Genomic DNA, 12,157 nt, shown 5'->3' with positions numbered 1-12,157 from the left:
GGCCGGCTTGCCGCTCTACGCCTTACGTCTGCTTATCATGGCCAAGAAACCCGTCAGCCCGAAAAAGAAAAAGAACGACCCCGAGAAGAAAGCCCGCGTGCATAAGGAGCTGGAGGGGTTTGAAATCAAGGTCAATCCGCTCGGCGAAATCACCTCCAACTATTCCATCGAAGACATCAACCAGTTCCTCAACCGCCACGTGCGCGACAAGAAACTGGTGAACCGCGACGGCCAGTTCGGCGAAAAGCCCGAAGACGACGAAGAGTTTCCGCTGGAAGATGCCGCCGCCATCGAGCCGGAAGAGTCGGAAGAGGACTTTATGCGCCGCACCAGCCGCGAGAGCCGCAAAAAAGGCGCGAAAGCCGAGCCCGACGCCGCTGCCGAAGCCGCCGACACCCGCGCCGAGCTGCCCGAGGAATGAAATGTAGCATAGGCTTCAGCCTGTGCCGTCAGCTGCCTGATACCATCTCAAGTAGCCCCTACAAAAAGCCCTGTCATCAGGAGGTTCGTAGCCTGCTGCCGGCAGGGCTTTTTTCGTGAGGATGGTTATTTACGCGCTACCACCTGGGCAACCCACGGCACCGGCTGAAGCCCATGCTACAAGCCCTGCGTTTTCGCTATACTTGAGGCACCTTTTCACCTCACTCATTCTCTCATGGCGATGAACTCGCACGACGTAGATTACCAGATTCTGGGCAACGACATTCAGGTGCTGGAAGTGGAGCTGGACCCCAACGAAACCGTCATTGCCGAGGCGGGCGCCATGGTGTACATGGAGGAAGCCATTGCGTTTGAAACCAAGATGGGCGACGGCTCGGAGCCCGACCAAGGTTTGATGGGCAAGCTGTTTTCGGCCGGCACGCGCCTGATTACGGGCGAGTCGCTGTTTATGACGCACTTCACGCACCGCGGCAGCTACGGCAAGAGCAAAGTAGCCTTCTCGGCCCCCTACCCCGGCACCATCATCCCGCTGGACTTAGGCACGCTGCCACAGGGCCTAATCGTGCAGAAAGATGGCTTCCTGGCCGCCGCGCGCGGTACGCGCATCAGCATCCACTTCAACCAGAAGCTGGGCGCGGGCCTGTTTGGCGGTGAAGGGTTCATTCTGCAGAAGCTTACCGGCGACGGCAAGGCCTTCATCCATGCGGGCGGCACCGTCATCGAGAAGCGCCTCAACAACGAGCTGCTGCGGGTAGACACTGGCTGCGTGGTCGCCTTCGAGCCCGGCATCGACTTCAGTATTGCCCGCGCTGGGGGCCTCAAGTCCATGATTTTCGGCGGGGAAGGCCTGATGCTGGCCACGCTGCGCGGCACCGGCCGCGTGTGGCTACAGTCGATGCCCGTGAAGAAGCTGATTCAGGCGCTGGCCCCTACCGGCGGCAACGCCCAGAAGGAAAGCGGCGGCATCCTAGGCAACCTGATGGGCGCCTTCGACCAATAAGCAGGATTCGGTAGTATATCAGCCGGCTACTGGCTCACCGCTTTGGTGGCTGGGGCCGCGCTGTACTGCTGGCCCGTCGTCTCGATTTCGGGGTCGGCCATCTGTACAGCAATGATGCCCAGACTCACAATCAGGCCCAGCACCAGCAGGCCGAGCAGCCCTAACATGGAGCGGTTGCTGAGCAACGGAACTTCTTCGGAGAGACGGCGGCGTTTCCGGCGGGAAACGTAGGGGCGGTGGGAGGAATCGGAAGCGGACACGGTGGGAGCAGTGAGCTATAACGAATCCCCTAATATATAGATTTTTCTGAGTAGAGGACCATGCTTTATGCTGTAGCGCGCAATGTGCTCTATCGTATTGGCTTATTTGGAAAGGCAGCCCGGGTGGTGACTTTTGTTGCGGGGCTTTGTGGGGCCAGATGCTACTTTGGGCGGAGCACTGGCTGCGCGGCCGCGGGGAGCACCCTTACCAGCTTGCCGGCCTCGTAGTGCTCCAGCTTTTCGGCCTTGCCGGCAGCGGAGTACACCGGCCAGTCGCCGAACCAGTAGAAGTGGGAACCGTCGGGCTCGGCTACGATGCGCGCCTGCCCGGTGCGCCAGATGCGGCCGTTGGGATGGTAGTACGTGATGCGCATCAGACCTTCAGCAGCGCGAACATACACTTCCTTGCGCTCCAGCACGCCATTGGCGCCATAGAAGCGGGAGGTACCCACGAGGCGCCCGTGCCGGTACCGTTCCCGCCCAGACACCTGCCGCGCCGACGCAGGATAATATGTGCGCCAGGGACCGTGGGGCCGCAGGTCACGGTCGTAGCGGTGGTCTGACCAGAAGCCGACGGGGCCTTTAGCCTTCAGCATTCGGCAACCGCTGATTGCTACCGTTATCGTGAGTATAGCTAGGACACAACGCATAGAGCAATACTATAAGCCTGACGTTGATAGCAACGTCACTTCGGCTAAGATATTGGCCATGAAGCTGGAATACCAGCACCGGGCGGCCTACTCGCTTTCCCGCAGAATCTCCTCCAGCAGGTCGCGGGAGTTGCTCAGGCGGGGTATTTTGTGCTGGCCGCCCAGCTTGCCCCGGCGGGCCAGCCACCGCTCAAACTGCCCCGGCGCGGCTACCGTGAGCGTGGGGGCCACCAGCGCTAAGTCGCGGTGGCGCTTGGCGTCGTAGTCGGAGTTGAGCTGGCGCAGGGTCTGGTCGAGGACGGCGGCGAAGTGGGCGGCATCGTGGGGCGGCGCCAGGAACTCTACCAGCCACTGGTGCCCCCCACGGGAGCCGTCGGCGGCGCCGGCGAAATAGATGGGGGCCGCGGTGAAGTCGCGCACGGTGGCGGCCGTGGCCTGGCAGGCGGCGGCCATGGCGGCTTCGGCGTTTTCCACCACCACTTCTTCGCCAAAGGCATTCAGGAAGTGCTTGGTGCGGCCCGTGATGCGGATGCGATAGGGACGCAGGCTCGTGAAGCGCACCGTATCCCCGATTTTATAGCGCCACAGCCCCGCATTCGTGCTGATGATGAGAGCATAGCTTTTTCCCAGCTCCACGACCTCCAGCGGCACGGTCTGTGGCTCGGCAGCGTCCCACTGGTCGGCGGGCAGAAATTCGTAGTAGATGCCGTGGTTGAGCAGCAGCAGCAGGTCCTCGGAGTCGGGCTCGTCCTGCAGGGCCAGGTAGCCTTCGGAAGCGTTGTAAACCTCCAGATACTGCATCTGCGGGCCCGGAATCAGCTGCCGGAACAGCTCCCGGTACGGCCCGAACGCCACGGCGCCGTGCAGAAACAGCCGCAGGTTGGGCCACACTTCCGTGATATTGGCGGCACCGGCCAGCTCCGTTACGCGGCGCAGCAGCACAATCATCCAGGTGGGCACGCCGGCTAGGGCGCGCACGTCCTGGTGCTGCACGTGGCGCGCAATCCGCTCAATCTTCTCCTCCCATTCATCCAGCAAGGCCAGCTCCAGCGGCGGCGTGCGAATATACTCGGCCCAGGCAGGCAGGTTCTGCATGATGACAGCCGATACGTCGCCGGCGCGGGACGTGGGGTCCTCGGGGCGTAGCGGGTTGGGGGTGTGCGTGCCGCCCAGCGAGAGGGTTTTGCCGCCCAGCAGTTGTGCCTCGGGGTAGTGCAGGGTGGAAAGCGCCACCATGTCGCGGCCGGCGCGGTAGTGGCACTGGTGCAGGGCTTCCCGCGTGACCGGGATGTACTTGCTACGGGCGTTGGTGGTGCCGCTGCTTTTGGCAAACCACTGCACCCGGCCGGGCCACAGCACGTCGGCCTCGCCACGCATCACCCGCTCTAAGTCGGGCACCAGCTGCTCGTAGCTGCTCACGGGCACCCGCCGGGCAAACTCGCCGGCCGTGGGCCGGTCGGCGAAACCGTAGCGGCGGCCCCACTCCGTGGTACGCGCTGTGTGCAGCAGCTCTTTCAGCACGGTGTGCTGCACCTCCATCGGGTTGTCGCGGAAGTGGTAGATGCTGGCTAAGCGGCGCTGAACGGCCCAGGAGAGTATGCCGTTAATCACAGGCAGGAGAACAGATAGAACAGGAAGTTGAGCGGCTTTCCTTACTTCACTACAGCTGGCAAGGTTGCCCTGGCGGGCCGGGCGCCGCGTGGGTTTGGGCTATTACCAATCTGCTTGGCCTGAATTCTCCGGCGCAGATCAGCAGCCTCCATACGCTGGCAAGCTATGTAAGCTCCTTCTATGCGGCGCTTACAGCTTGCGTTTCAGCTCGAAATTCTTGCCCAGATACACGCGGCGTACGGTTTCGTCGGCGGCCAGCTCTTCGGCGGTGCCGGCTTTCAGCAGCTTACCCTCGAAAAGCAGATAAGCCCGGTCCACGATGCTGAGCGTGGAGTTGACGTCATGGTCGGTGATGAGGATGCCGATATTCTTGTGCTTGAGCCGGGCCACGATGCTTTGAATCTCCTCAGTGGCAATCGGGTCGACGCCGGCAAAGGGCTCATCGAGCAGCACGAATTTGGGGTCGACGGCCAGGGCGCGGGCTATTTCGGTGCGCCGCCGCTCACCGCCGCTCAGCACCTTGCCCAGGTTTTTGCGCACGTGGGTCAAACTGAACTCGTTGAGTAGGGACTCCACTTTGTCGAGCTGCTCCTGCTTGGGCATCTTGGTCATCTGCAGCACCGCCAGGATGTTTTCCTCCACGCTCAGGTCGCGGAATACGCTGGCCTCCTGGGCCAGGTAGCCGATGCCGAGGCGGGCGCGCTGGTAGATGGGCATCTTCGTGATTTCCTGGTCGTCCAGAAACACGCGTCCGCCGTCAGGCTTCACCATGCCCACAGTCATGTAGAACGAGGTGGTTTTGCCGGCACCGTTCGGGCCCAGCAGCCCCACAATTTCGCCCTGCTCCACGTGCAGCGACATGTCGTTGACGACCGTGCGGGCCTTGTACTTCTTAACCAGGTGTTCAGCTCTGAGAATCATCGTGCGGCAAAGGTAACGAAGCGGCGCGGCCTGACGCCGCCCGGCCCTACAACGCAAAAAACGGGTTGCCGAATGCGTATTGTCGGGCCTTTCGGCCGCCACCTACTTCGGCGCGTATCTTGTGAGCAACTCTTTCGCCTGCCATGCCTGTTTTTCGCCGCTTAAGCCGCTTTCTGCTGGCCTTTCTGTTTGTGGGGGCTGGCATTACCCATTTCGTAGCGCCGGCCGCTTTCATGCGCATCGTGCCGCCGTATCTGCCGGCGCCGCTGCTGCTGGTGTACCTGAGCGGCGTGGCCGAAATTGCCGGCGGCCTGGGGCTGCTGCTGCCCGCCACCCGCCGCTGGGCCGCCTGGGGCCTGGTTTTGCTGCTGATAGCCGTGTTTCCGGCCAACGTGTACATGCTGCAAAGCCACGGCGCAGGCCTGGCGGTGCCGCTGTGGGCGCTTTGGCTTCGGCTGCCATTGCAGGCGGTGCTGGTGGCCTGGGTGTGGTGGGTGCGGAAGTAACGCGAAAAGCTGTTTTGCGACGAGCGAGTATGCAGTACTGCGCTGCCTGCTGTAACGCCGGCTACTCGCTACGCTCGTCGCGAAGCGGAGCTTCGCGTTACTCCCAGCGAATGTCCTTCACGCGGAGCTGCAGGGTTTTTACGCCGCGGTACTCGTTGATTTCCACCGTGTAGCACACACTGAACGGCTGGCCCTGCTGAATCTGGGGCAGGTGCTCGGCCAGGCCAAACCCGATGGCGTCCACGACGTGGTGGCCGTCCTGGGTGAGGGCCAGCTTGAGGTGCGAGTTGCCCACGACGCGCGCCGAATCGGGGGCGGCGTACACGTTGCGGGCCATGAAGGTGGGGTTGCTGTTGCCGGGCCCGAAAGGCTCCATCTGGCACAGCAGCTTGTGGAAATTGCGCGTCACCTCGTGCAGCGGCAGTTCGGCGTCAATATCCACGGGCGGAATCATCTGCTCCGGCCGGATGCGGCCCGCCACTATCCGCTCGAACTTCTCACGGAAAGCAGGCACGTTTTCCACGGGCAGCGTGAGGCCGGCCGCGTACATGTGGCCTCCGTACTGGTCGAGCAAATCGGCGCACTCCTCAATAGCCTGGTGCACGTCAAAGCCCGCCACAGAGCGCGCCGAGCCGGTGGCTTTGCCGTTGCTTTCGGTGAGGATGATGGTGGGCCGGTAGTACTTGTCGAGGCAGCGCGAGGCCACGATGCCCACCACGCCCTTGTGCCAGTCCTGCTTGAACAGCACCGTGGTGTGGGCGTCCTGGAACAGCGCATCGGCCTCGATCATATCCAAGGCCTCCTTCGTGATGCTGGTATCGAAGCCGCGGCGCTCCTGGTTGGTTTTATCCACCACGGCGGCCTTGTCGAAGGCTTCCTGCTTGCTGCCGGCCAGCAGCATAGCCACCGAGCGTTTGGCGTCGCCCATGCGGCCGGCAGCGTTGATGCGGGGCGCGAAGCCAAATACCAGGCTGCTGATGTTCAGCTCCGCGGTTTGCAGGCCGGCCAGCTCGCGCAGGGCGTCGAGGCCGGCGCGTTGAGGGCGCTGGGGGTCGTTGAGCAGGCGCAGGCCGTGGTAGGCCAGCGTGCGGTTTTCGCCCACAATCGGCACGATATCCGCGGCAATGCTCACAGCTACCAGGTCGAGCAGGTCATAGAGCGGGGCTTCGTCGAGGCCCTGGTCTTCGGCAAAGGCCTGCATCAGCTTGAAGCCTACGCCGCAGCCGCTCAGCTCCTTGAACGGGTAAGGGCAGTCGGCGCGCTTGGGGTCGAGCACGGCCACGGCGGCTGGTAGCTCGGTGCCCGGCAAGTGGTGGTCGCAGATGATGAAGTCCACGCCCCGGTCGTTGGCGTAGGCCACCTTATCCACCGATTTCACGCCGCAGTCCAGCGCAATAATCAGCGCGTAGTCGTTGGCGGCCGCGAAGTCGATGCCGGCCTCCGACACGCCGTAGCCTTCTTTGTAGCGGTCCGGAATGTAGTAGTCGATGCGCTCCGGGCCGAAATACGGCAGCAGGAAGCTGTACACCAGCGCCACGGAGGTGGTGCCGTCCACGTCGTAGTCGCCGAACACGAGCACCTTCTGGCCGGCGTGCAGGGCTTCGCGCAGGCGAGCCACGGCGCGGTCCATGTCGCGCATCAGCAGCGGGTCGGGCAGGGTGCTCAGGTCGGGCCGGAAGTAGGCGCGGGCTTCCTCGAAAGAGCTGATTTCGCGCTGGCAGAGCAGCGCTACAATGGCTTCCTTAACGCGCAGGGCGTCGGCCAGGTGCCGGACTTTTTCAGCGTCGGGGGCTGGCTTGCGAATCCATCGTTTTTCCATAACAAATAGGGCGGCTCGGGTAGGCGTTATCTTCAAAAGTACAAAGAAAACCGCGCCCTGCCACCCCGTTGTCGTACCTTTAAGCCATGCCCAGCTTCCGCGAGTTCTTCCGAAAATACGGCCAGTACGTCCTCTCCGATGGGCTCATGTACCTGATTTTCATCGTGGCCCTGGGGCTGATGTTTTTGTTTTTCAGGTAGTCGGAAGGTCGCATCACGCAGAGCAAAGCGAAGCATGATAAGATTAGCACACTAGCGAGATTCCTCGCTGCACTCGGAATGACGGGCTGCCACTCGCGCGCACTACAAACTGTCGCCGCGGAGCTTGCGGAAGTGCTTGCGGGCTTCGGCCACGTAGATGCTGCCGGGGTATTTCACCAGCAGCTGGTTGTAGAGGGTTTTAGCGGCTTCCTTGTCCTGCAGGTTGTCTTCCTGAATGGTAGCCAGCAGGAACAGAGCATCGTCGCTGAGCACGTCATACTTGGGGTTGGCCGTGATTTTCTCCAGCGTGCCCACGGCGCCTTTGTAGTCGCCGGTGCGGCGCTGCAGCTGGGCTTTCAGCAGCCAAGCTTCGTCCTGCAGGGCGTGGCCGGGGTACTTCTGCAGCAGCGCATCGAGGCCGCGCAGAGCTTCGGGCAGCTTGTTCTGGAACACCAGCTGCTCCACGGCCGCGTAGTCGCGCAGGGCTACGCCGGCGGTGTCCTGGGCGGTGTTGTCGGTGATGAGCAGCGAGAGCTGCATGGCGTCGTTGGCTATTTCGCGGGTGGTGGCTTCTTTCAGAATGTCGAGGTGGCTTTTGGCCAGCTTGAAGTCGCCGGCGAAGTAGCTCAGGCGGGCGTTGCGGAGCTTGGCCTCGTAGCCCAGCGGCGAGTCTTTGTGCGACTTCTCCACCTGCGAATACAGTAGCGTGGCTTCCCAGGGCTCGGCGCGGAGCAGGTAGATGTCGGCCAGGTCAATCTTAGCCTGATCCACCACGTCGAGGCTGGCGCGGGGCATGTCAATTACCTCCTGCAGCAGCTTGATTCCTTCGGGCTTTTCGTCTAGCTGGAAGGCGTGCAGCACGGCCATGCTACGCAGCACCGGGGCCGTCTGGGGCGTGCGGCCCAGCTCTGTGAGCACCTGCTGGTACTCCCCTATCAGGCTGCGGATTTTGGCGGTTTCAATCGGGTACGTGTCACGCACCTGGGCTTCGCGGGTCTGCACCAGCCGCTGCCGGGCCATGGCGTAGAACGGGCCGCTGCGGTACTCGCGCAGCACGTATTCGTACCCGCCGATGGCGCTTTCGTAGTCTTTGTTCTGCTGGGCAATGGCAGCCAACTCCATCACGCGGCTGCCCTCGGTGCGGCCGCGGCGGTCCAGGGCCTTGGCCTGCACCAGTGCCCCCGTGAAGTCGCGGCGCTGCACCTGTAGCCACAGCAGCAGCTCGCTGTACACGGTGCGCTCGGGATATTTCTGCACGCTGCTCAGCAGCTCCCGTTCCAGCGCCTCAAAGCCCTTCTCATCCTGCAGCGAGTTCTGCAGCATGTTGCGCACGAACGGCAATTGCCGCTCGTCGTCCTGCACGAGGCGCAGGGTTTCGGCCATCAGGCGCTCGGAGTTGCCGCTTTGAGTGTAGAGCTGGATGAGCTGCGGGCCGTATTCGGTGTCGGTTTTGGACAGCGCCCGGCCGCGCAGATAGGTTTTCTCAGCCCAGTCGGGCAACTGGCGGCGCTGAAACTCGGCCGCGACGGGCAGCACCTGCTGGGCCGTGAGCTGGCTCAGTACCCGCTCGTACTGCTTGGTGGCGGCGGCCTGGTCGCCGGCGGCGGCGTATACCGCGCCCAACGTCACGCCGTAGGGCTCCTCAGGGTGCGCCTTTTGGGCCCGTTTCACCAGCTTTTCGGCGTCTTTGTAGCGCTTGAGCTGCTGCAGGGTTTCCAGGTAGTCGGGCAGCACGTTGGAGGCCAGCTGAGCATTAGTGGGCAGCTTGGCGTACAGGAACGCCGCCTTTTCGTGCTCGCCCTTACGGGTGTACTCTTTGGCCAGCGAGATATTGCCACTCTCCTGCTGGGCCACCGCCGGCGCCGAGAGCAGCATCAGAAACAAAGCAAAACGGAAACGACGCATACAAACAGGGCTATTCAGCAGCAACGGCTACCAGGTCGGATTCATTTCAAGGTACGCAGGAAAATAGTGGGGTGGCCGTGTGGTGCCACGAGCTGCCGAAGGCCTTGTGGCACCACTATCGTTGCACGGCGCAGCTGGTGGTCGTCCAACGAGTAGTGGTACCACGAGGCCTTCGGCACCTCGTGGCACCACACCCTGCCGCCCTGCCACCGCACAAAAAAAGCCGCTCCCGAAGAAGCGGCTTTCCTGTTGCGGAGCGGCAAGGCCTAGAAGAACTTGTTGCGCTCGTCTTTGATGTTGGCGTTGGCTTTCACGGCTTCGTAGATGAGGCCGTCGGCGCGGTTCTGGCGCTGGGCCATGAGTTGCTTCTTGATGGCGGCTACGTCGGAGGCGGCGGCAGGCTTCTGCACGCTCACCGGCTCCACAATCAGCACGCCCTGCTCACCCTGGATGGGGGCCGACTTCTGCCCGGCTTTCAGGCCGAATACCTTGCCCACGGCCAGCGGCTCGCCGCCCAGGCCCGGAATGGTGCCAGTGCCCAGCACCACGTTGTCGGCCGTTTTCACCTGGGCCTGCGCGCCGTAGGTAGCGGCAATCTGCTCCAGCGTGCCGGTCTTACCCTGCAGCTTGGCCATGATCTGCTTGGCCTTTTCTTCGTTACGCACGGCGGCCTGCAGCTCAGGCTTCAGGCTGGCTACGTCGGCGGTACCTTTGCTCCGCTCGCCGGTCAGGACCGCAATAACGTACTGGTCGCCCATGTCGAACACCTCGGACACATCGCCGATGGCGGTTTCCTTACCGGCCGTGCCGTAGGCCCAGCGCACAATCTCGCGGGCGTTCTGCAAGTTGTTTACGGCCCGCTCGCCGCGGCCGAGGCCTTTGGCTTCCTGCTTCTGCAGGGTTTTGTCTTTGGCTACCGCCTTGCGGAACGACTCCAGATCGGTAATCTCACCTTTTAGGGCCTGAGCCTTGGCGTAGGCGGCTTCGTTGGTAGCTTCCGAAGGCGTGATGCGCTTCTGCACCGCAGCTACCTGATAGGTCTGGCTGGTTTTAGGTGCGGTGATTTTTACGATGTGGTAGCCGAACGACGTTTTCACGAGGCTGGGCAGCAGGCCAGCCGAGGTGGCGCCGAATACGGCTTTCTCGAACTCCGGAACCATGCGGCCCTGCTGGAACCAGCCCAGGTCGCCGCCGGTGGCGGTGGTGCCGTCGGTGCCGAACTGGCGGGCCAGAGCCGCGAAGTCAGCGCCACCTTTGATTTTGTTGAGGATGTCGGTGGCTTTCACTTTGGCCGCCGCATCAGCCTCCGGCGTGGTGCCTTCGGGCTTGATGAGGATGTGGCTGGCGCGGGCGGCAGCCTGAGCACCGGCTTTGGCACCCGTCACTTTGAAGAGGCTGGTGGTACCGTTCTCCGAGAACGGGCCGTATACCTTGCCCACCGTGAGCGGCAGCTGCTGGCGCAGCTTCTCCGGCATATCAGCCGGCGACACGTAGGCAGCGCTGTACGGCTGGTCGGAGTTGAGCTTCACGAACAGCGAGTCATTCGGAGCCGAGGCAAACTGCGTGGCCAGCTGATCGACAGCCTGGCGGGCGGCGGTGCTGTCTTCCACCGAAGCCGTTACCGGAATGCTCACGTACTCGATGGTGCGGCCGTCTTCCACTTTGTAGCGGCCCTTGTTCTTGTCGAGGTAGGCCTGCAGCTGGTCGTCAGTTACTTTCACCGCCGAATCGGAGATGGAGAAGTAAGGCACGAACAGGTAGCGCATAGAAGCGCGGGTGTTCTGGTCTTCATCGAAGCGCTTGGCTTCGGCCGACGTTACGTAGGTGCTCAGCTTGAGCAGGTTGTTGTATTTCTGGCCTACGCGCTCCGGGCCGAGGTTGGCTTCGAAGTTGCGCCAGGCAGCCTGCGCATCGGGCGGCAGCTTGTCGAGGCCCTGCAGGTACTGAATGATTTTGGCGCGGTCGAACTGGCCGGTCTGCTGGTCGGTGAAGGCCTGGCGGATGCTGGGGTGGATGTTCTTGCCCTGCACCATGTCGGTCAGCTCGTCGTCGGACACCGACAGGCCGAGCTTGTCGAACTCCTTCTGGAAGGCAATGCGGTAGATGGTCTGGTTCCAGGCCTGGTCGCGCAGGTAGCCCATCGTCTGCTCGTCGGGCTGGCGGCCCTGCTGCTGCACGAAGCTCTGCTTGGCCTGCTCCAGGGTGTTGTTGAAATCGGCCAGCTCCACTTTTTCGCCGGCTACTTCGCCCACCACGTTTTCGTTGCGGTTGAAAAGCCGGTTTTTACCCCCGACAAGGTCGCTGCCCACGATGAAGAAGAGCATGCCGATGGCGACAGTGCCCACGGCCCAGCCTGATTTTTCTCGAATCGTGTTAATTAATGCCATTTACTTGTAAAAAAGCGCAGGTTGAAAAAGCGGAAAGAGGTGCAAAATAACCAGAATCCGCGGGAGAATCAAAGGCAATGGGCCGATTGGGTAATCCGGTGAGTCAGTGAAGGCTAGGCTATCATGCCAAAACAGCCTGCCATCCGGCGCAAGGGCAGGACAGCAGGCTGTTTCAGGCGGCGGCTATTTGGGGCTAGCTGCGCCGCTTGTTGCGGGGTACGGGCTTGGCAGGCGCCTGGGGCGGCTGCTTGGCGGGCGCTTTCGGCTCGGGCTCCGGCTTGAGGTAGCGGTAGAGCATCACGCACGAAAACGACACCATGAACAGCCAGTAATTGTCGCGCAGGGCGTTTTTGTCGTCGATGCGGCTGACGGTTTCGTAAGTGCCGATGACAAACGACACCACGGCCAGCGAAAACAGAATGGTGCGCCCGAGGCCGGGACTCCAGAAGCGTTTCAT

Annotated in this window: 11 protein-coding genes; 3 read left to right on the top strand and 8 right to left on the bottom strand. The window is 62.4% G+C overall.

All coding sequences use genetic code 11. The annotated features are described in order from the left end of the window. Positions 1-37 precede the first annotated feature (37 nt). Positions 38-421: a hypothetical protein gene (locus O9Z63_RS17450; protein WP_071884502.1), complete on the top strand. Its 384-nt coding sequence runs from the start codon at positions 38-40 to the stop codon at positions 419-421. Positions 422-661: 240 nt separating this feature from the next. Continuing rightward, on the top strand, positions 662-1,441 hold the full coding sequence (locus O9Z63_RS17445; RefSeq protein ID WP_270129285.1) for a TIGR00266 family protein: 780 nt from the start codon (positions 662-664) through the stop codon (positions 1,439-1,441). 26 nt (positions 1,442-1,467) lie between these two features. On the opposite strand, the gene O9Z63_RS17440 is transcribed toward O9Z63_RS17445, so the two are convergent. The 4 genes from O9Z63_RS17440 to lptB all read right to left on the bottom strand — a co-directional run bounded on the left by O9Z63_RS17440 (position 1,468) and on the right by lptB (position 4,883). Then, positions 1,468-1,701 (bottom strand): hypothetical protein, encoded by a 234-nt coding sequence (locus O9Z63_RS17440; protein WP_270126645.1) that lies wholly within the window; start codon positions 1,699-1,701, stop codon positions 1,468-1,470. 161 nt (positions 1,702-1,862) lie between these two features. Further along, positions 1,863-2,297: a toxin-antitoxin system YwqK family antitoxin gene (locus O9Z63_RS17435; protein ID WP_270126644.1), complete on the bottom strand. Its 435-nt coding sequence runs from the start codon at positions 2,295-2,297 to the stop codon at positions 1,863-1,865. Between the two features lie 141 nt (positions 2,298-2,438). Continuing rightward, complete coding sequence (locus O9Z63_RS17430) at positions 2,439-3,968, bottom strand: GH3 auxin-responsive promoter family protein (protein ID WP_270129284.1); 1,530 nt, start codon at positions 3,966-3,968, stop codon at positions 2,439-2,441. A 183-nt stretch (positions 3,969-4,151) separates the two neighbouring features. Next, positions 4,152-4,883: an LPS export ABC transporter ATP-binding protein gene (gene lptB, locus O9Z63_RS17425; protein ID WP_270126643.1), complete on the bottom strand. Its 732-nt coding sequence runs from the start codon at positions 4,881-4,883 to the stop codon at positions 4,152-4,154. A 143-nt stretch (positions 4,884-5,026) separates the two neighbouring features. On the opposite strand from lptB, the gene O9Z63_RS17420 reads away from it, so the two are divergent. Continuing rightward, complete coding sequence (locus tag O9Z63_RS17420; RefSeq protein ID WP_270126642.1) at positions 5,027-5,389, top strand: DoxX family protein; 363 nt, start codon at positions 5,027-5,029, stop codon at positions 5,387-5,389. A 97-nt stretch (positions 5,390-5,486) separates the two neighbouring features. Here the strand turns inward: O9Z63_RS17420 and recJ are convergent, their stop codons facing one another. The 4 genes from recJ to O9Z63_RS17400 all read right to left on the bottom strand — a co-directional run bounded on the left by recJ (position 5,487) and on the right by O9Z63_RS17400 (position 12,157). Beyond that, entirely contained in the window at positions 5,487-7,208 is a 1,722-nt protein-coding gene (gene recJ, locus O9Z63_RS17415; protein ID WP_044015113.1) for a single-stranded-DNA-specific exonuclease RecJ, read from the bottom strand. A gap of 302 nt (positions 7,209-7,510) precedes the next feature. Beyond that, positions 7,511-9,313 carry a tetratricopeptide repeat protein gene (locus tag O9Z63_RS17410; protein ID WP_270126641.1) on the bottom strand — a complete coding sequence of 601 codons (1,803 nt, stop codon included), beginning with the start codon at positions 9,311-9,313 and terminating at the stop codon, positions 7,511-7,513. Between the two features lie 266 nt (positions 9,314-9,579). Next, the gene (locus tag O9Z63_RS17405) at positions 9,580-11,700 is read right to left on the bottom strand and encodes a peptidylprolyl isomerase (protein ID WP_270126640.1); all 2,121 of its coding nucleotides are present in this window, start codon (positions 11,698-11,700) and stop codon (positions 9,580-9,582) included. Between the two features lie 193 nt (positions 11,701-11,893). Continuing rightward, a complete protein-coding gene (locus O9Z63_RS17400) occupies positions 11,894-12,157 on the bottom strand; it encodes a hypothetical protein (RefSeq protein ID WP_270126638.1) in 264 nt (87 codons plus the stop codon).

This window comes from Hymenobacter yonginensis (assembly GCF_027625995.1).
GTDB classification, from domain to species: Bacteria; Bacteroidota; Bacteroidia; order Cytophagales; family Hymenobacteraceae; genus Hymenobacter; species Hymenobacter yonginensis.
This window is presented reverse-complemented; position numbering and strand designations above follow the sequence as displayed.